Raw genomic sequence first — 19,208 nt, 5'->3', positions numbered from 1 at the left:
GCCGAAATCTCGCAAGTGTTTTTTTGCATTTTTATTTTGTTCGCGTTTTTTTTAGCCAAATATGACTTATATCCCCAAATTACGACTGTTATTTGACTATTTCAGCAGCAATAATCCATTTACTCACGTAACATATTAACCATTAATATCGGTATGAGATGAATTATGGAATTGAGTAAACAGCAAAATGCATCACAAAAGAACCTTTCTTTTATCATTGCACAGAATCTTGGACAGCTAATATTAAAAGAAACCTATTTATCTGACTCAATTCTACCTAGTGAATTAGAACTATCTCAACAATTCAATGCTAGCCGTACAGCCATTAGGGAAGCCATTAAAATTTTAGCTGCAAAAGGAATGGTTCTAGCGCGCCCTAGAATTGGAACTCGCGTTATGCCTTCATCAAATTGGAATTTTCTCGATCAGGATTTACTACGTTGGTGGATTAATAGTGAAGAGCAGTCAGTAGTAATAAAACACTTTCAAGTCGTACGCCTTGCCATTGAGCCTCATGCTTGTTACCTAGCAGCACTAAACGCAACAAAAGAACAAAAACAATCGTTACAGTTATTGGCGAATGAAATGCTAGCGTTGTCCCAAGCATTTGATAAACAACAATGGGTAAAAGTCGATTATCGTTTTCATCTAACTATTTACCACGCTTGCTGTAATCCGTTTTTAGTTTCTTTTGCTAATTTGTTTAGGTCTGTGTATCAACTTTATTTTGATACGATCGCAGAGAATGGTGCAATAGAAGTTAATATTCATCAGCAACTCGCGGATGCTATTATCAACGGAGATAGTACCCAAGCACTCGATCTCTGCTATAAGTTATTAACAACGGTCAATAAAACACATCTATAGGACAGTCCTGCTCAATATACTTTTATCGATTAATATAGGTAACAGATGTTTAAAACAGCGAAAAACATGTCAGGCTTACCGTGGATTGCCGCAATGGCTTTTTTCATGCAAGCTCTCGATGCCACTATTTTAAATACGGCGCTGCCTGATATTGCCAAAAGCCTAAATCACTCTCCTTTAGCAATGCAGTCCGCCGTTGTTAGCTATACCTTAACCGTTGCTCTATTAATTCCCGTTAGCGGGTGGTTTGCAGACCGATTTGGTACTCGGCGCATTTTTATTATTGCTGTAACCTTATTTTCTCTCGGTTCTTTTTTGTGCGCGCTTTCACCATCATTAACTATTTTGGTTATTTCACGCGTTATTCAAGGGATTGGCGGAGCCATGATGATGCCAGTTGCTCGTCTAGCATTAATACGAGCTTATCCACGCAGTGAACTATTGCCAATTTTAAATTTTGTCACTATTCCGGGATTGGTGGGTCCAATCTTAGGACCTTTACTCGGCGGGATTCTTGTTACCTATGCCACATGGCATTGGATATTTATTATTAATATTCCTATTGGTATTTTAGGTGTTTTTTATGCGTTGAAGCATATGCCTGATTTTAAAATGCCAAAACGTAAGTTTGATACCCTCGGGTTTATCCTATTTGGTTTAGGGCTAGTTATGTTATCGGTAAGCTTAGATTTATTTAGTGATAAATCGTTATCTAGCTATATACCTACCGCGATTGTCTTGGGCGGTTTTCTTTGTCTTCTTATATATATACTCCATGCAAGAAGAATTAAGCATGCCATTATTCCATTAAATCTATTTCGGACAAGAACCTTCTCGATAGGAATTACTGGTAATGTTGCTACTCGGCTAGGGACAGGAAGTATTCCATTTTTAATGCCATTAATGCTACAAGTTGGTTTTGGTTATGAAGCAGTGGTTGCAGGAATGATGATGGCACCTCTGGCAATTGGCTCTATTACTGCAAAATCAGCAGTCACAAAAATACTCTCTCGATTTGGGTATAGAAAAACACTATTTACCGTCACTCTGATTATTGGATTAATGGTATCGCAGTTTTCTTTGCAATCACCAGATATGTCCATCTATCTGTTAGTAATTCCACTGTTTATCTTGGGTATGGTTATGTCGACCCAATTTACAGCGATGAATACCATTTGCTTAGCAGACTTAACAGATAACAACGCCAGTGCAGGAAACAGTATGTTGGCAGTAACTCAGCAGCTATCAATCAGCTTTGGGATTGCCGTGAGCGCAACTATTTTAAGTTTCTTTGATAACCAACCGGGAAGCAATGTCGTCGATAACTTCCATTACACATTTATCGCGATTGGTGCCATTACTCTAATTTCTGCATTTGTCTTTTTACTGCTCAGCAAAACTGATGGTGATAACTTAATTAAAGACAAAAAATAGTTATTAGTGTTTTTTTACGGATTGTCGCTCAATGAGTTTTGGTGTCAGGACTAAAACTGAAGGCTCTGCATCAGGGTTATCCATGCGGTGGATTAATTTATTCACCGCTTGTTGCCCCAATTCATCTTTAGGCTGATGCACGGTCGTTAATGGTGGGATCATATAAGAAGAGAGATCGATATCGTCATAGCCAATAATTGAGATATCTTCAGGGACTTTCATTCCTTTTTGGAAAATAGCTTGATAAGCGCCAACCGCCATCGCATCGTTACCAGCAAAAATAGCTTCCGGTGGATTCGGCAATTCCAGCAATTTATTCATGGATTCAAAGCCACCAGCAAACTCAAAATCACTAAAAATCACATATTCATCATGAACGTCTAGAGATGCGTGTTGCATAGCTTGAATGAAACCTTGATAACGTGCTCGTGCGGGGGATTTATCTTGAGGTCCCGCTATACAGGCAATACGAGAAAAACCTGCATCAATCAGATAACGGGTTGCAATTTCACCACCAAGGAATGAGTTATCTTGAATAACGTCCCCATCCAATTCAAAAGGTGACCAGTCCATCATCACCGTTGGCACAGAAGGATAACGGGAGAACACATTCTTTGATGGACCCTGCACTTCAGTACACATGATGAGTAACCCATCGACTCGTTTTTGCAATAAAGTTTCTAAGCTGTGATCCATACGCTGAAGATCACCTTCTGTATTACACAAAATCAAACTGTAACCCAATTCATAGCAACTACGTTCCACCCCACGCACAACTTCTGCAAAAAATGGGTTATTACTGGTTGTCAGTAACATGCCAATGGTATTGGTGCGATTCATTTTTAAACTTCGCGCTAATGCTGATGGCGCATAGTTGAGTTGCTCAATCGCACTTTTGACCCGTGAAGTTATACTCTCGCTAACATAGCGATTTTGATTGATAACGTGAGAAACGGTGGAGGTTGACACACCTGCAAGGCGTGCAACATCTTTCATTGTTGCCACAAATAATCCTATTGTTTTAGAAACTGTTCAATTTCATCACGCCATGGAACCGAAGGTTGCGCACCTGGACGAGTGACAGCAATCGCCGCAGCCGCATGAGCAAATACAATGGCATCTTCATCGGCCTTACCTTCAAGCAACGCGGTAACATAGGCGCCATTGAATGTATCACCTGCGGCAATCGTGTCCACCGCTTTCACTTTAAAGCAGGGAATTATTTTGCCTTGCTCGCCTTTTTGACTAAACCAAACCCCTCTAGCCCCCAATGTGATCATGACTTTGTGAATGCCTTTTTGATGTAACACCTGAGCAGCTTTCTGTGCGCCTTGCTCATCATTAACAGCAATCCCGGTTAAATACTCCGCTTCGGTTTCATTCGGGGTGATCACATCGACCAACGCGAGTAATGAATCAGGCAATGCTTGAGCGGGTGCAGGATTAAGGATCACTTGAGTCTGGTTTTTGCGTGCAATTTCTGCTGCCATCTGTACCGTTTCAATCGGTGATTCTAGCTGCATCAATAGTGCATCCGCATCGGTAATCTGTTGTTGATATGCAAATAATCTTTCCGTTGTGAGCTGACCATTTGCACCAGCATTGATGCCAATAATGTTTTCGCCTTGCTGATTAACATAAATCAGCGCTACACCGGTAGTTTCATTTTCGACAACATCGATACATTCAATATTGATCGCATCTTTTTGCAATTGTTTTTTGATGCTTGAACCAATGTCGTCATCACCCACACAGGCAATAAATGTTATGTCAGCGCCACTGCGTCCAGCCGCAACGGCTTGGTTTGCACCTTTACCGCCAAAAGCGACTTGATAATGGTCGCCCCTAACTGTTTCACCCGGTTGAGGAAACTGCTGCACATTCAAGATGTGGTCAACGTTGATACTACCTAGAACAACCAGTTTAGCTGCTGCCATCTCATTTACTTCCTTTTATATCCCAATAGAGAAAACCGCCGCTATCATTCACGGCGGTTTATCAATCTTCTTGTTTTATTACGGATTATTTTTTATCACGGATTATTGTTTTACTACGAGTTCTAATTCAACAGGAACCGTTGCTTCCACTTTTTCGCCTTTTAATACTTTATCGGCGATCTGTACACCAACGATACCAATTTGGTCTGGACGTTGAGCAATTGTGGCGCCTAGTTTGCCACCTTGAACCGCTTTGATACCATCTGTAGTACCATCAAAACCGACAACCAGTACATCATCACGCCCTGAGGTTTGCAGCGCTCTTAACGCACCTAATGCCATTTCGTCATTTTGAGCAAATACCGCTTGAACTGCAGGATGTGCAGTTAATAGGTTTTGCATGACGTTTAAGCCTTTTGTTCTATCAAAATCTGCTGGCTGGCTCGCCAATATATTGAATTTATGTTCTTTTGCGCCAGTATTGAAACCTTCACCACGTTCACGTGCCGCTGAGGTTCCTGAAATCCCTTCAAGTTGAATTACTTTGGCATCATTGCCTGTTTTCTTAGCAATAAAGTCTGCTGCCATTTTTCCGCCCATACGGTTATCAGAAGCAACATGGCTAACAACATTACCTTTGTTAGCGGCACGGTCTAAAGTGATCACTGGGATATTGGCTTTATTTGCCATAATAATGGCATTCCCCACAGCATCAGAATCTGTTGGGTTGATTAACATGAGTTTAGTGCCACGCACGGTTAAATCTTGCACGTTTGCTAATTCTTTGGCCGGGTTATCTTGGGAATCTAAAACGATGAGTTCATAACCCAGTTTATCAGCTTCTTTCTGAGCGCTGTCCTTCATGGTCACAAAGAATGGGTTGTTCAGGGTGGAAATAACCAGAGCAATATTATCTTTCGCCATCGCATTAACGCTAACGGTTGCACTCAGTGCAAATGCCGTAAACAGAGTCGCTAGTTTATTCAGTTTCATAAAATTATTCCTGTAATCATAGAGTCGGGGTAAGAGTTACTATTTTTTATTATCTACGAGCACTGCTAATAAAATCACCACTGCTTTCACAATCATTTGGTAGTTCGAAGAGATACCTAATAAGTTCAAACCATTATTTAAGAAACCCAAAATCAATGCACCAATCAAGGTTCCAACAATTCGCCCTTTACCACCAGCCAAGCTGGTACCACCAAGAACAACGGCAGCAATCGCGTCCAATTCATAACCATTACCTGCCATTGGTTGGGCAGATGATAGGCGAGCAACTTCAATCACACTGGCTAATGCCGCGAGTAATCCACACAGGGCATAAACCGCAATTTTAATACGGTCAACATTGATGCCGGATAAGCGAGTCGCTGATTCATTGCCACCTAGTGCATAAATATAACGACCTAAACGTGTGTGATGCAGTACATACCACGCTGCTGCAAACACAATAATCATTAACCAAACAGGGGTTGGGATACCAAATGGGCGACCAATACCAAACCAGCCAAATAGATCAGCGTTATCACTAAAGCCGGTATTGATTGGGCTTCCATCGGTATAAACACGAGTCACACCACGTAATAACAGCATCATCACTAATGTGGCGATAAACGCTTGCACCTTACCTTTTGCCACAATCACACCAGTACAAGCACCGATTGCTGCTCCCAGTGCTAATGCCCCAGCCACAGCAACCAAAGCATTCACATCAGCACTGACCATTGAGGCAGCAACAGCCCCCGTTAATGCCAGTAATGATCCCACTGATAAATCTATTCCTGAAGTCAGGATAACCAACGTCATCCCCACGGCCATAATGGCGTTAACCGAAGTTTGTTGAAGAATATTGAATAGGTTATTTACTGTGAAAAAATTGGGACTTAAGGTAGAAACAATCGCAATTAAGACTAATAGAGCGATAAGTGATTTTTGCTCCATTAACCATGCTTTGCTGAACCAGCGTTTTGATGATGCGGTTGTTGAACTCATGCTGTTAACTCCTGAACTGAGCCGTAATTTTTACCGACTGCGGCAGCCATTAAGGCTTCCTGCGTAGCTTCTTTGGCAGAGAATTCGCCGCTAATATGGCCTTCATGCATAACCAAAATGCGATCACTCATTCCAATAACTTCAGGCATTTCTGAAGAAACTAAAATGATACTCAGCCCTTCTTTTTTGAATTGATTGATTAATTGGTAGATTTCTTTTTTTGCCCCAACATCGACACCACGAGTGGGTTCATCGAGGATCAATACTTTTGGTCTAGTCATCAAACCACGTGCAATCGCTACTTTTTGTTGATTACCACCGGATAAGTGGCCAATGATTTGATCCATTGATGGGGTTTTAATATTAAATAGGCGGATAAAATCTCCAACGGTCATTTGCTCTTCGGCATGTTTTAAGCTTCCACCAAAACGACTAAAATAACGTAGTGCCGTTAATGACATATTCTCTTTGACTGACATTCCAAGCACTAATCCGTCCCGTTTACGGTCTTCAGAAATATAAACAATGCCATTATTCAAACCATCTTGTGGTGTTTTTAAGGTAATGGCTTTGCCTTCTAACAGAATGCTTCCCGATTTTTTTGGTGCTGCGCCGTAGATAATCTTCATTAGCTCAGTGCGCCCAGCGCCCATTAACCCAGAAATTCCTAATATTTCGCCACTTCGAAGCGCAAAGCTGGCATTACTCACACCGGGACCTGTAATATTTTCAATCTGTAAACGAACTTCACCGACAGGGACTTGAACGCGAGGATATTGATCTTCCAATTTACGCCCAACCATCATCTCAATCAGTTTTTCTTCTTCCAATTCATTAACCGGTTTTTCCCCAATGAATTGCCCATCTCGAAATACCGTCACATCATCACAAATCTCAAAGATCTCTTTTAAACGATGAGAGATATAAACGATCCCACAACCCTCGGATTTTAAATCTTCAATGACACGAAAGAGAGATGCAGTTTCGGTATCGGTTAATGCATCCGTTGGTTCATCCATGATGATAACTTGAGATTGGAAGCTGAGGACTTTTGCTATTTCCACCATTTGCTGCTCGCCAATAGACAATTCAGCAATAGTTTGGTGGCTGTCATAATCGAGATTCAGGCGTTTGAGCAATTTGTCCGACTCACTGAACATTTTTTTCCAGTCAATTTTGCCGAATTTATTCACAAACTCGCGCCCCAGAAAAATATTTTCAGCGATGGTTAATTCTGGAATCAGGTTGAGTTCCTGATGAATAATTCCAATACCGGCTTCTTGTGAGCTTTTAGGACCATTGAATGCCACCTCTTTACCGAGGTAGCGAATAGCGCCCGCATCTTTGCTGTAAATACCGGTTAGCACTTTCATCATGGTGGATTTACCTGCACCATTTTCGCCTACCAACGCCATCACTCTACCCGGGTAAACTTTTAATGCGGCACCAGAAAGCGCCTTTACACCAGGGAATGCTTTATCTATGCCGATAAGTTCTAATAAAGGTTGCATACTCACCTCAGAAGGTCACACCAGAACAAAGAATTACATTAGCGTATGGTGAACATTCCCCTGTTCTGATCACTGCTTTACTGCCATGCGTTATCTGTTTAAAGTTTTCATGGCTGCAATAGACAACTTCGATGTGATTTCCTTGTACTACTTCTAATTCCTGAAGGTGAGCTAAAATTTCACGTTCCATTTGTGGGTTAATCTTACTAATTTCTTCAGCCAGAATGGCTTTTTCTACCTGCATCTCTTGGGTAGTGACTCGCAAAACAGACATAAAATCAGGTAAGCCATGTGTCACAGCGAGATCAATACGCTCAGCACTAGCAGGAATAGGTAATCCGGCATCAGCAAGGGTGATGTGATCGGTATGCCCTAATTTAGCAATCACAGAGGCTATATTTGAGTTGAGCAGTATCCCTTTTTTCATTCATCACCACCGTTTTTTAATTCTGATGTTGTTTCGTTCCCTACGAGCGAAACGTTTCGCTCATAGAATAATAGTAAAGAATAGTCACAACTCAATATTCTTATCTCGGTTTTGTGATCATTATCGAAACGTTTCGTTGGCTTTATTTAAGTAAGAAAAAAGTAACTTATTGAATAAGTTATAGCTGAATCGTTTTTATTACTTTTCCGAGTAACTTATCAATGAGTAAAGATTTATTGTCTTTTATGCCAAATAACATCAAAGAAAAATAATAAAACTGATTGCACAATCAATAAAAGGACAGATAACCTAGCAATAGATTGGTTATTAACCATCACCCTCTAACCCCTTGATGCGTAATTTAGAGAAAAGGACTCCATATGCAATTAGCCGAACGAATAGCCCAATTAAGCAACTACCTTGAAGGTGGCTTATATGAACGACAGCAAGCTATTCGTTTATGTTTGCTCGCAACGCTCAGTGGAGAGAGTGTTTTTCTCTTGGGCCCCCCAGGTATTGCAAAAAGTTTAATTGCTAGACGAATGAAATTTGCCTTTCGCCGAGCAAATGCCTTTGAATATCTAATGACAAGATTTTCGACGCCAGAAGAGATTTTTGGCCCACTCTCCATTCAAGCCTTAAAAGATGAAGGCCGTTATGAGCGTTTGACCAAAGGTTATTTGCCCGATGCCGAAGTCGTCTTTCTTGATGAAATCTGGAAAGCGGGTCCAGCAATTTTAAATACACTATTGACCGCAATTAATGAGCGCAAATTTCGTAATGGAGATGAGGAAAAATCAATTCCCATGCGCCTATTGGTCACCGCATCCAATGAACTTCCAGATGCAGATAATAGCCTTGAAGCATTATTTGATAGAATGCTGCTGCGAATTTGGTTAGATAAAGTTCAAGAAAAGCAAAATTTTCGCGCATTACTCACAGGAAAATCACAGCAAGAAGATAATTTGGTACCCGATCACTTAAAAATCAGCGATGAAGAATACCAAGAGTGGCAAAAAGAGATCCCAAAAATATCGCTGCCCGATCACTGTTTTGAGCTAATTTACCAATTACGCCAGCAGATTGATGCGACCGAAAAAAATCTCTATGTCTCTGATCGGCGTTGGAAAAAAGCAGTATCCCTACTGCAAGCGAGCGCATTTTTTAACGGTCGCAGTGCTGTATCACCACTGGACATCGTGCTACTTAAAGATTGTTTATGGCATGACATGCAATCAATGAATTTGTTACCGCAATTAATTAAATCGTTGATACAAGAAGATGGTTGGCAGCAACGTAAATTTGCGAGAGAAATTGAGCAAGTTTACCAGCAATGGATGTCATCCACCCAAGATCAAAATAACCAAGATGCCTTTAAAGTAAATAAAAATAATGCAATGTTTGCTCGAAAAGCTTCTTATGTCCTATCTGAAAATATCAGCGAAGGACGCGTCACCTTATTTTTGCATCGTCCATTACAACTGCACAATATGAAAGTGACCTTTATTACTACCGATAAAAAATCACTGGTTAATTTCTTAAGTAAAGGTACAACATTGTCTGCACATCTCAACGGGATTGGTTTTGCTCAAGAACTAGCCGCTGAGGTGAATAATTTAAACCAAATCCAATTATTAGATGTCAGTCACCAAGTATCAACCCTTTATCTTCAAGATAAAAACACCCTGAGCCCCACGGTAAATAATAAAGAGTGGCTCGATAAATTAGACACTATCCATAGTGCTATCCAAGAAGCTAAATACCAATTTGAGAAACAGCAACCTAACTTATTTATCGAACCCCATTGGCTGGCGGACGTCGAACAGAGCTTTATCAAACTATCCGATAAATTAACTCAGTTACGTAATCAAATTATCGGAAAAACGGCGAATTAATTATGATGAGTTTAGCGACCCTAGAATTGTTGCTTTCCGTTAATGAAAGCCAATTAATAGAAGAAATTATCATTTCTCTTCTCGCGACTCCTCAGTTGGCCGTATTTTTTGAAAAACACCCTCGCTTAAAAAAAGCACTGTTAAAAGATTTATCGGGTTGGAAAAAAGATCTTAAACAGAAACTGCAAGATGCATTAGTTCCTCAACAACTCTCTGAAGAATTTGGTCTGTATCAAAAATCATTAGGGATATCTACTGACGCATTTTTTACCCAACTACCTTCGATTATAGAAAAGCTGGAACAATTAGATTCCCCTTTTTATCGAGAAGCAAACCAGCTGCAACAAGGCAAAATTGAAAACCGCAGTGCACGGCAATCTTTAATTGTACAGCGTTGGCGAGTTAGCCTAATTTTACAAGTGACCACCTTACATAAAGAGTTACTAGAACAAGAAAAAGAGCAATTACTTGCTGAACTACAAAGGCGCTTAGCTCTCAGTGGTAATTTGGAAGATATCCTAGGGGAAAATGAACGCTCATCGGGACGCTTATGGGACTTAAGCAAAGGATTGAATAATCCAGCCTCTTATAATGAGCCACTGATTTCTCGTTATAGTGAATTTTTACGTCAGCAACCTGAATTAGAAAAAATTGCCCAGTTGCTAGGACGTAGTCAATCCGCAAAATCTATTCTGGATGACAATGTAATTCTCGAGCCCATGACTATCATGGAAAAAGTCCCAGAAACAGTGCCAGAGCAAGTCGATGGCTTAAATCAAAGCGATGATATTCTGAGGCTTTTGCCCGCCGAATTGGCTATGTTGGGTATTGAGGATATTGAGTTTGAGTTTTATCGTAAACTTCTTGAAAAACAGTTACTCACTTATCGCCTGCAAGGTGAAAGCTGGCAAGAGAGAAAAGTTTTACGTCCAGTCACTCATCATCAACATGAAGAGCAACCTAGAGGACCATTCGTGGTCTGTATTGATACATCCGGTTCGATGGGTGGACTAAATGAACGCTGTGCAAAAGCATTTTGCCTCGCGTTAATGAAAATTGCACTTGCAGATAACCGCTCTTGCCATGTGATGCTGTTTTCTACCGAAATTGTCCACTACGATTTATTATCTGCGGATGGTCTTGAACAATGTATGCGTTTTTTACATCAAACTTTTCGCGGGGGAACAGATTTAGCGTCTTGTTTACGGGAAACAACTGTAAAGTTAGAATCAAAACAATGGAGTGACGCCGATGCGGTGGTGATTTCAGATTTTGTCGCCCAGCGTTTGCCAGATGAATTAGTTCAGAAGATAAAATCCCTTCAGAAAGTTGGTAAATACCGCTTCCATGCGGTATCTGTATCAAACTATGGAAAACCCGGGATCATGAAGATATTCGACCATATCTGGCGTTTTGATACCGGGTTAAAGAGCCGACTATTACGGCGCTTCAGTCGCTAATTACAGCATATCTTCGACAGATTCAGCCATTTCAGGTGACCATACGCCACACTGTACTTGACCAATATGCTGACGTTGTAGCAGCAACATCACTAAACGAGACTGACCAATACCACCACCGATGGATTGTGGCATTTCGCCTGCTACGAGGGCTTTGTGCCATTCAAGCTCCATACGTTTCTCATCACCCGTTAACCCAAGCTGGCGAGTTAAACACTCAGGGCTAACTCGGATACCCATTGAAGAGATTTCAAATGCATCTTGTAAAATAGGGTTCCAAACAATGATGTCACCGTTTAAGCCTTTGAGGCCATCTTCGTTGACAGTAGTCCAGTCATCATAATCTGGAGCACGTACATCATGAGATTCACCGCTAGATAATTTGCCACCGATACCAATTAAGAATACTGCACCAAATTCTTTAGCAATTGCGCGCTCGCGACCTTTTGCATCGAGACCAGGGTAACGCTGAAGTAACTCTTCACTGTGGATAAAGTGAATTTGATCTGGCAGGAACGGTGCCAGACCAAATTCTTTACTTACGGCAGCTTCTGTTTCTTTTATTGCCTTGTAGATTTTACCCACTGTCTGTTTCAGATAAGGAAGGTTACGCTCCTCATCTGCCATCACTTTTTCCCAATCCCACTGATCAACATAAACAGAATGGATTGGGGTTAAGCGATCCTCGTCCGGACGTAACGCTTTCATATGAGTGTACAAACCTTGACCTTTACTAAAACCAAAACGACCTAACGTTTTACGTTTCCATTTAGCCAAAGAGTGAACGACTTCAAACGTTGCATCTGGGATTGATTTCACTTTTACCTGAACAGCTTTTTCGCAGCCTGATAAGTTATCTTGAGTACCGTCACCTAAGCGACTTAGGATCGGACCTTGAACTTCAATTAAGCCAAGCTCTTTTTCAAGTAAACGTGAGAAATAAGATTTAACAAAACTAATTTGTTGCTGATGTTCGATGAATGACTTGTCCATAAATATACCCATAGTTTGTTTGCTGTATTAGCCGATGTATAGATTAAGCAACAAAATGAGGTATAAATTCAATATGCACTACAAAAAAAAGCCTTTATTGTTTATTTTAATTAAAAATAGGGTTATAAAAATGAATATTCATCAAAATGGAGACTAATTTATGCCTGAAAATTATCAAATCGATAATCTCGATCGTGACATACTTCACGAATTAATGGCCAATGCGCGTATTCCTTACGCTGAACTTGCTAAAAAATTCTCCGTCAGTCCCGGCACAATTCATGTACGGGTTGAAAAAATGAAGCAGGCGGGGATCATTAATGGTACCCGAATTGATATCAGTGCTAAGCGTTTAGGTTTTGATGTGTGCTGCTTTATTGGCATCATTTTAAAAAGTGCGAAAGATTATCATACCGCACTAAAAAAATTAGATGCTTTAGAGGAAGTCGTTGAAGTCTATTATACAACGGGGCAATACAGCATCTTTATTAAGGTCATGTGTCGATCGATTGATTCACTACAAGATGTACTTATCAACAAAATACAGACCATCGATGAAATACAATCCACAGAAACGCTGATCTCCTTGCAAAACCCGATCATGCGAACGATTAAGCCTTAGAAAAAAAAGTTATATAACCACATTATCCACAGGTAGATCCCAGCTCATTCACAGCGTACAATAGCGCCCAATGTATGCGAAAGAGAATCACCATGACAAAAATAACCTTAATTAGTGGCAGTACAATGGGCAGTGCCGAATATGTTGCAGAGCATATGGCAGAGATTTTAGAAGAACTCGGCTATGAAACAGATGTACAACACGGCCCTGAACTTGATGATCTACCTCTTGAAGGGTTATGGCTGGTGGTCAGCTCAACGCATGGAGCTGGTGATCTCCCTGAAAATATCCAACCTCTCGCTGAAGCTATCCAAGCGAAATCACCTGATCTTAGTAAGATCAAATATGGTGCAGTAGGAATTGGCAGCTCTGAATATGATACTTTCTGTGGCGCGATCCACACTCTAGATACTTTATTGCAAGATAAAGGCGCTAAAAGGATCGGCAATTGTTTTGAAATTGATGTTCAGCAACACGAAATTCCTGAAGATCCCGCTGGTGTTTGGGTTAAAATTTGGGCAAACGAACTCTGATTTGTGCAAAATACAAGCAGTCAGCTGTGGATAACTACGGTAAGATCATGGTATTAACCGGTAGTTATCCAGAATATAAGTTTTAGGGCGATCTTGCCCTGTGCATAAGTACCCATTTTGATCCCAGCTTATACGCAATAGGATCACGGATCATTCACAGTATATGATCCTTTACACTTTAATGATCTTTAACGTGAAAAATCACTTATCCACAGAAACAGTCGATCCTAATAGTAGATCTAATAAAGAGATCTTTAAATAAAAAAGATCTTTATATTATAAGGGTGGGAAGCCAAGGGTTGGTCTCTCCTGCAAACTTGAGTAGAATTCATTTCCCAAATGCACAGTTAGCATTTTCTAACGTTAAGGTTCACACATGTTTTATCCAGAGCAATTTGACGTCATCGTAATTGGTGGTGGTCATGCCGGTACTGAGGCAGCAATGGCAGCTGCACGTATGGGGCGTCAAACCCTATTACTGACTCACAATATTGATACATTGGGCCAGATGTCTTGCAACCCAGCCATCGGTGGGATCGGTAAGGGACATCTGGTAAGAGAAATTGATGCCCTCGGTGGCTTAATGGCTACTGCAACAGACAAAGCCGGTATCCAATTTAGAACACTCAATGCAAGCAAAGGGCCTGCAGTTCGTGCAACTCGCGCACAAGCAGACCGAGTGCTATACCGACAAGCCGTTAGAACAGCATTAGAAAATCAACCTAACCTCATGATCTTCCAACAACCTGTTGAAGATCTGATAGTTGAAAATAATCGAGTAACCGGTGCTGTTACTCGCATGGGATTGAAATTTAAAGCTAAATCTGTGGTATTAACCGTAGGTACTTTCCTTGATGGAAAAATTCATATCGGTTTAGAAAACTACAGCGGCGGTCGTGCTGGTGATCCACCCGCTATTTCTCTTTCTCAGCGTTTAAGAGAATTACCATTACGTGTAAATCGTTTAAAAACAGGGACGCCACCGAGAATCGATGCAAGAACTATCGATTTTAGCCAACTAGCTCAACAGCTAGGTGATGACCCAATGCCTGTGTTTTCATTTTTAGGTTCACAAGAGCAGCATCCACAACAAGTGCCTTGCTATATCACCTATACCAATGAACAAACACATGAAGTGATCCGCAACAATTTAGATCGTAGCCCAATGTATGCAGGGATCATCGAAGGGATCGGTCCTCGTTACTGCCCTTCAATTGAAGACAAAGTTATGCGGTTTGCAGATAAAAACGCTCACCAGATCTTCTTAGAACCTGAAGGCCTAACAAGCAATGAGATCTATCCAAACGGGATCTCCACCAGCTTACCATTTGATGTTCAAATGAAAATTGTTCATTCCATGAAGGGAATGGAAAATGCGAGGATCGTCCGTCCTGGTTATGCCATAGAATATGATTTCTTTGACCCAAGGGATCTGAAACAAACACTCGAAAGTAAATTTATTGAAGGCCTGTTCTTTGCGGGACAAATTAACGGGACTACTGGTTATGAGGAAGCTGCTGCTCAAGGCTTACTTGCTGGTCTGAATGCGGCACAACATGCATTTGATTTAGAAGGTTGGTTCCCACGTCGTGACCAAGCCTATGTTGGTGTTCTTGTAGATGACCTTTGTACATTAGGTACCAAAGAACCGTACCGCATGTTTACCTCTCGTGCTGAATATCGCTTGATGCTACGTGAAGATAACGCTGATTTACGTCTGACTGAAAAAGGTCGTGAACTTGGATTAGTGGATGATGTTCGTTGGGAGCACTTCAATCGTAAAGTTGAAATGATTGAAAAAGAGCGTCAACGCTTAAAAGATATTTGGGTTCACCCAAAATCAGACAACCACGAAGAAATTGACCAAATACTCAGCGTGCCGTTATCCAAAGAAGCGAACGGTGAAGATTTACTGCGTCGCCCAGAAATGACGTATCAAATGCTGACCTCACTCAACTTATTTGCACCTGGTGTCGAAGATCCACAAGCGGCTGATCAAGTAGAGATCCAAGTCAAATACGAAGGTTATATTGCCCGTCAGCAAGAAGAGATCGAACGCCAGCTGCGTAATGAAAATACGCTACTACCTGTAGATTTGGATTACAAACAAGTAAAAGGATTATCTAACGAGGTGATGGCTAAATTAAATGACCATAAACCGACCTCAATTGGCCAAGCATCTCGTATATCAGGTATTACACCAGCGGCAATCTCCATCTTGTTAGTCTGGTTGAAAAAACAAGGCATGTTACGTCGGAGCGCATAATATGGATTTAATTGCAAAACTGACCAAGCTATTAGCTAAAACAGATATCATACTGACTGAAAAGCAAAAACAGCAGTTAGTAGATTATGTTGGTTTACTGAATAAGTGGAACAAAGCGTACAATTTAACGTCGGTACGTGACCCAGAATTAATGCTCGTTCGTCACATCATGGATAGCATCGTCGTGAACGATCATCTTAAGGGTTATAAATTTATCGACGTAGGAACCGGTCCAGGGCTCCCTGGCGTTCCGTTAGCCATTGTGCGACCAGATTCCCACTTTGTGTTGTTGGACAGCTTAGGGAAGCGTATACGCTTCTTAAAACAGGTTCAGCATGAACTCGGTTTAAATAATATTGAACCTGTTCAGGCTCGAGTTGAGGAATATCCCGTTAAAGACGGATTTGATGGTGTCATTAGTCGAGCCTTTGCTTCATTAAATGACATGTTGAGTTGGTGTCACCATCTCCCGGCAGAAGAAGGGCGTTTTTATGCTTTGAAAGGGGTTGTTCGTGATGAAGAACTGGCTGGTTTACCTGATGGCTTTGAAATTGAATCGATCATTGAACTAAAAGTTCCTGAACTAAATGAGCAGCGTCACTTAGTTAAGTTATTAAAAAAATAACGTATTCTCGACAAAGTTATTTTATCTTTTAGAGCGATAGCCGTACATTTACAATGTTACGGCTATTTTTATATTAGCGTTAATATTAATTGATTTAAATTTACTTAATATTTACATCTTGATAACTAATAACGATCAAATATAAAAATAAAAGACTCTTAAACTAATATTATAACTAAATCGTTTTAGCTAATTTAAATAGTTAATAATGAAATGTTTGATTTATTGCACGATTTCTTAGTTTAAAAAATAACTAATTTAATTATTTGATTTACTGCTGAAAAATAGAATTCTAACCTGATAAACAGTGAGGTTATTAATCAATAGATTAATATTTGTTGTGATCTTAATCACATAAAGTTATTTTTAAGCAACCAATCGTTAATAAATTATTAGTTTCATCTGTGTTAATTCTGCGCTATCTCGAAAAAATTAAATATTTATTCACCTTTTCGCTACTTACTGATTGAATTCATTTCGCCTGCCCGTATAATTTGCTCGTTTTTGTCTCTTGACACATTTAAGCAAAGGCAGTTTTATACAACACTTAGCGTTTCTTAGGCTGAGAAGAGCTGGGAGTACACAAAGTTATGTCTGTTTCTCTTTATGGCGGTAATGCAATTAAGCAACTGTCTATTCAGTTAATAACTTTTGTAATCCTCAGTGGGGCTTTCTGTGCAAATAGTATAGAATGGGGAGCCTCTGCTCTTGCTGGCGGGTTAGCATGCTGGTTACCCAATGTCGTATTTATGCTACTAACACGCTTTCAAAAAGCAAAAGAAGAGGATGAACCTGTCCGCATTGCCTGGTTCTTTGCATTAGGAGCAGGGTTAAAGGTTGTTACAACTATAACTGTCTTAGTTGTTGCTTTTGGTGTGTTTAAAGCGTCACTAACACCACTGGGTTTGACCTATTTAGCGGTGCTGATTGTTCAGATTGTTGCACCAGCCGTTGTAAAACGGTAAGCATTTTTAAACTACAAAAGGGTAAGAGGCATCATGTCTGCATCAGGAGAAGTGATGACTACAAATGAGTATATAAGTCACCATCTGAGGAATCTTCAGTTGGACTTACGTACCTTTGAGTTGGTCGATCCCCACGCTAGTCCAACGTTTTGGACGTTAAACATTGACTCGCTTTTTTTCTCTGTAGTTCTCGGGGCTCTGTTCCTGTGGCTATTTAGAAGAGTTGCGGCCAATGCGACTAGTGGCGTACCCGGTAAGTTACAGACTGCAATAGAACTGATCATTGGTTTCGTTGATAACTCAGTCCGTGATATGTATCACGGGAAGAGCAAAGTTATTGCCCCTCTGGCATTAACGGTGTTCGTCTGGGTATTTTTAATGAACCTGATGGATTTACTCCCAATCGATTTCCTTCCTTACATAAGTGAACATTATTTAGGGTTACCTGCTCTGCGTGCAGTACCGACAGCAGACGTGAGTGTGACTTTATCTATGGCGGTTGGTGTGTTTATCCTAATAATCTTTTACAGCATCAAGATGAAAGGAATTGGCGGATTCACGAAAGAGCTCACAATGCAGCCTTTCAATCATCCGATCTTTATCCCTGTAAACTTGATTCTTGAAGGGGTTAGCCTGCTGTCAAAACCTGTATCACTCGGTCTGCGACTGTTTGGTAACATGTATGCAGGTGAATTGATCTTTATTCTTATCGCGGCTCTGCTTCCGTGGTGGTCACAGTGGTTGTTAAGCCTGCCTTGGGCTATCTTCCACATACTGATTATTACGCTACAAGCCTTTATTTTTATGGTTCTGACTGTTGTCTATCTGTCGATGGCTTCTGAAGAGCACTAATTTAACTATCAATAATTGTATTAACTGAAACAAACTGGAGACTGTCATGGAAAACCTGAATATGGATCTGCTGTACATGGCTGCCGCTATTATGATGGGTTTAGCGGCGATCGGTGCTGCGATCGGTATCGGCATCCTAGGTGGTAAATTTTTAGAAGGCGCTGCTCGTCAGCCAGATTTAATCCCTCTGCTGCGTACACAGTTCTTTATCGTAATGGGTCTGGTAGATGCTATTCCGATGATTGCTGTAGGTCTGGGCTTGTATGTAATGTTCGCTGTTGCCTAATTAGCGTTACGGAACACATTAAGAACATTAACTCACTAATAAATAAGAGGTATTGTCTGTGAATCTGAATGCAACAATCCTCGGCCAGGCTATCGCGTTTGTCCTGTTTGTTTTGTTCTGTATGAAGTATGTATGGCCACCAATTATGGCGGCCATTGAAAAACGTCAGAAAGAAATTGCTGACGGTTTATCTTCCGCAGAACGTGCTAAAAAGAACCTGGAACTGGCGCAAACCGACGCAACCGACCGACTGAAAAAAGCGAAAGCTGAAGCACAAGTCATCATCGAGCAAGCGAATAAACAACGCACTCAAATGATTGATGAAGCTAAAGCAGAAGCTGAAGCAGAACGTGCAAAAATCGTAGCACAAGCGCAAGCTGAAATTGATGCTGAGCGTAAACGTGCACGTGAAGAGTTACGTAAACAGGTTGCGATGCTTGCTATCGCAGGTGCCGAGAAGATCATCGAACGTTCCGTGGATGAAGCTGCTAACAGCGACATCGTTGATAAACTAGTCGCTGAACTGTAAGGAGGGAGGGG

The 19,208-nt window shown here is 40.8% G+C and carries 19 protein-coding genes; 12 read left to right on the top strand and 7 right to left on the bottom strand.

From position 1 onward, the window contains the following. The first annotated feature begins 165 nt into the window (after positions 1-165). Positions 166-867, top strand: coding sequence for a FadR/GntR family transcriptional regulator (locus PR761_RS15790; protein ID WP_006816094.1), 702 nt, complete (start codon positions 166-168; stop codon positions 865-867). 45 nt (positions 868-912) lie between these two features. Next, on the top strand, positions 913-2,301 hold the full coding sequence (gene mdtD / locus PR761_RS15785) for a multidrug transporter subunit MdtD (RefSeq protein WP_126436149.1): 1,389 nt from the start codon (positions 913-915) through the stop codon (positions 2,299-2,301). A 3-nt stretch (positions 2,302-2,304) separates the two neighbouring features. On the opposite strand, the gene rbsR is transcribed toward mdtD, so the two are convergent. From rbsR to rbsD, 6 genes are all read right to left on the bottom strand, one after another. Next, the gene (gene rbsR / locus PR761_RS15780; RefSeq protein WP_164717559.1) at positions 2,305-3,306 is read right to left on the bottom strand and encodes a ribose operon transcriptional repressor RbsR; all 1,002 of its coding nucleotides are present in this window, start codon (positions 3,304-3,306) and stop codon (positions 2,305-2,307) included. 8 nt (positions 3,307-3,314) lie between these two features. Next, on the bottom strand, positions 3,315-4,238 hold the full coding sequence (gene rbsK, locus PR761_RS15775) for a ribokinase (RefSeq protein WP_006816097.1): 924 nt from the start codon (positions 4,236-4,238) through the stop codon (positions 3,315-3,317). 102 nt (positions 4,239-4,340) lie between these two features. Beyond that, entirely contained in the window at positions 4,341-5,231 is an 891-nt protein-coding gene (gene rbsB, locus PR761_RS15770; protein WP_006816098.1) for a ribose ABC transporter substrate-binding protein RbsB, read from the bottom strand. Positions 5,232-5,270: 39 nt separating this feature from the next. After that, positions 5,271-6,233: a ribose ABC transporter permease gene (rbsC, locus tag PR761_RS15765; RefSeq protein ID WP_006816099.1), complete on the bottom strand. Its 963-nt coding sequence runs from the start codon at positions 6,231-6,233 to the stop codon at positions 5,271-5,273. Next, positions 6,230-7,744, bottom strand: coding sequence for a ribose ABC transporter ATP-binding protein RbsA (gene rbsA / locus PR761_RS15760; protein ID WP_112835813.1), 1,515 nt, complete (start codon positions 7,742-7,744; stop codon positions 6,230-6,232). Before rbsA ends, rbsC begins: the two co-directional genes overlap by 4 nt. Positions 7,745-7,751: 7 nt before the next feature. Then, positions 7,752-8,171, bottom strand: coding sequence for a D-ribose pyranase (gene rbsD, locus PR761_RS15755; RefSeq protein ID WP_006816101.1), 420 nt, complete (start codon positions 8,169-8,171; stop codon positions 7,752-7,754). Between the two features lie 380 nt (positions 8,172-8,551). Between rbsD and ravA the strand changes: the two genes are divergently transcribed. Together ravA and viaA are read left to right on the top strand one after the other, a co-directional pair. After that, a complete protein-coding gene (ravA, locus tag PR761_RS15750) occupies positions 8,552-10,066 on the top strand; it encodes an ATPase RavA (RefSeq protein ID WP_154610828.1) in 1,515 nt (504 codons plus the stop codon). 2 nt (positions 10,067-10,068) lie between these two features. Next, positions 10,069-11,526 (top strand): ATPase RavA stimulator ViaA, encoded by a 1,458-nt coding sequence (viaA, locus tag PR761_RS15745; protein WP_006816103.1) that lies wholly within the window; start codon positions 10,069-10,071, stop codon positions 11,524-11,526. Here viaA and asnA read toward each other — a convergent pair whose 3' ends face one another. Continuing rightward, on the bottom strand, positions 11,527-12,519 hold the full coding sequence (gene asnA, locus PR761_RS15740; protein WP_039855812.1) for an aspartate--ammonia ligase: 993 nt from the start codon (positions 12,517-12,519) through the stop codon (positions 11,527-11,529). A gap of 160 nt (positions 12,520-12,679) precedes the next feature. Here asnA and asnC point away from each other — a divergent pair, with 160 nt between their 5' ends. The 8 genes from asnC to atpF all read left to right on the top strand — a co-directional run bounded on the left by asnC (position 12,680) and on the right by atpF (position 19,197). After that, positions 12,680-13,141 carry a transcriptional regulator AsnC gene (gene asnC, locus PR761_RS15735; protein WP_006816106.1) on the top strand — a complete coding sequence of 154 codons (462 nt, stop codon included), beginning with the start codon at positions 12,680-12,682 and terminating at the stop codon, positions 13,139-13,141. Positions 13,142-13,233: 92 nt separating this feature from the next. Beyond that, positions 13,234-13,674, top strand: coding sequence for an FMN-binding protein MioC (gene mioC / locus PR761_RS15730; RefSeq protein ID WP_039855815.1), 441 nt, complete (start codon positions 13,234-13,236; stop codon positions 13,672-13,674). Positions 13,675-14,050: 376 nt separating this feature from the next. Continuing rightward, the gene (mnmG, locus tag PR761_RS15725; RefSeq protein WP_006816108.1) at positions 14,051-15,940 is read left to right on the top strand and encodes a tRNA uridine-5-carboxymethylaminomethyl(34) synthesis enzyme MnmG; all 1,890 of its coding nucleotides are present in this window, start codon (positions 14,051-14,053) and stop codon (positions 15,938-15,940) included. A 1-nt stretch (position 15,941) separates the two neighbouring features. Beyond that, positions 15,942-16,565: a 16S rRNA (guanine(527)-N(7))-methyltransferase RsmG gene (gene rsmG, locus PR761_RS15720; RefSeq protein ID WP_006816110.1), complete on the top strand. Its 624-nt coding sequence runs from the start codon at positions 15,942-15,944 to the stop codon at positions 16,563-16,565. Between the two features lie 590 nt (positions 16,566-17,155). Further along, a complete protein-coding gene (gene atpI / locus PR761_RS15715) occupies positions 17,156-17,530 on the top strand; it encodes a F0F1 ATP synthase subunit I (RefSeq protein WP_006816111.1) in 375 nt (124 codons plus the stop codon). A gap of 33 nt (positions 17,531-17,563) precedes the next feature. Continuing rightward, positions 17,564-18,382, top strand: a complete 819-nt coding sequence (gene atpB, locus PR761_RS15710) for a F0F1 ATP synthase subunit A (RefSeq protein WP_006816112.1) — start codon at positions 17,564-17,566, stop codon at positions 18,380-18,382. Positions 18,383-18,428: 46 nt separating this feature from the next. Next, the gene (gene atpE / locus PR761_RS15705; RefSeq protein WP_004393045.1) at positions 18,429-18,668 is read left to right on the top strand and encodes a F0F1 ATP synthase subunit C; all 240 of its coding nucleotides are present in this window, start codon (positions 18,429-18,431) and stop codon (positions 18,666-18,668) included. Between the two features lie 58 nt (positions 18,669-18,726). Continuing rightward, positions 18,727-19,197: a F0F1 ATP synthase subunit B gene (gene atpF, locus PR761_RS15700; protein ID WP_006660651.1), complete on the top strand. Its 471-nt coding sequence runs from the start codon at positions 18,727-18,729 to the stop codon at positions 19,195-19,197. The last annotated feature ends 11 nt before the right edge of the window (positions 19,198-19,208 follow it).

It is taken from the genome of Providencia sp. PROV210 (assembly GCF_028479445.1).
GTDB lineage: Bacteria > Pseudomonadota > Gammaproteobacteria > Enterobacterales > Enterobacteriaceae > Providencia > Providencia rustigianii.
Note: the sequence above shows the minus strand (reverse complement) of the source record. Positions and strands in the feature narration are given on the sequence as shown.

What these genes read in the sequence shown, in the direction of transcription:
- PR761_RS15790 (WP_006816094.1), top strand. Translation starts at nt 166, where the DNA reads ATGGAATTGAGTAAACAGCAAAATGCATCACAAAAGAACCTTTCTTTT.
- mdtD (WP_126436149.1), top strand. Translation starts at nt 913, where the DNA reads ATGTTTAAAACAGCGAAAAACATGTCAGGCTTACCGTGGATTGCCGCA.
- rbsK (WP_006816097.1), bottom strand. Translation starts at nt 4,238, where the DNA reads ATGGCAGCAGCTAAACTGGTTGTTCTAGGTAGTATCAACGTTGACCAC.
- rbsB (WP_006816098.1), bottom strand. Translation starts at nt 5,231, where the DNA reads ATGAAACTGAATAAACTAGCGACTCTGTTTACGGCATTTGCACTGAGT.
- rbsC (WP_006816099.1), bottom strand. Translation starts at nt 6,233, where the DNA reads ATGAGTTCAACAACCGCATCATCAAAACGCTGGTTCAGCAAAGCATGG.
- rbsA (WP_112835813.1), bottom strand. Translation starts at nt 7,744, where the DNA reads ATGCAACCTTTATTAGAACTTATCGGCATAGATAAAGCATTCCCTGGT.
- rbsD (WP_006816101.1), bottom strand. Translation starts at nt 8,171, where the DNA reads ATGAAAAAAGGGATACTGCTCAACTCAAATATAGCCTCTGTGATTGCT.
- ravA (WP_154610828.1), top strand. Translation starts at nt 8,552, where the DNA reads ATGCAATTAGCCGAACGAATAGCCCAATTAAGCAACTACCTTGAAGGT.
- viaA (WP_006816103.1), top strand. Translation starts at nt 10,069, where the DNA reads ATGATGAGTTTAGCGACCCTAGAATTGTTGCTTTCCGTTAATGAAAGC.
- asnA (WP_039855812.1), bottom strand. Translation starts at nt 12,519, where the DNA reads ATGGACAAGTCATTCATCGAACATCAGCAACAAATTAGTTTTGTTAAA.
- asnC (WP_006816106.1), top strand. Translation starts at nt 12,680, where the DNA reads ATGCCTGAAAATTATCAAATCGATAATCTCGATCGTGACATACTTCAC.
- mioC (WP_039855815.1), top strand. Translation starts at nt 13,234, where the DNA reads ATGACAAAAATAACCTTAATTAGTGGCAGTACAATGGGCAGTGCCGAA.
- mnmG (WP_006816108.1), top strand. Translation starts at nt 14,051, where the DNA reads ATGTTTTATCCAGAGCAATTTGACGTCATCGTAATTGGTGGTGGTCAT.
- rsmG (WP_006816110.1), top strand. Translation starts at nt 15,942, where the DNA reads ATGGATTTAATTGCAAAACTGACCAAGCTATTAGCTAAAACAGATATC.
- atpI (WP_006816111.1), top strand. Translation starts at nt 17,156, where the DNA reads ATGTCTGTTTCTCTTTATGGCGGTAATGCAATTAAGCAACTGTCTATT.
- atpB (WP_006816112.1), top strand. Translation starts at nt 17,564, where the DNA reads ATGTCTGCATCAGGAGAAGTGATGACTACAAATGAGTATATAAGTCAC.
- atpE (WP_004393045.1), top strand. Translation starts at nt 18,429, where the DNA reads ATGGAAAACCTGAATATGGATCTGCTGTACATGGCTGCCGCTATTATG.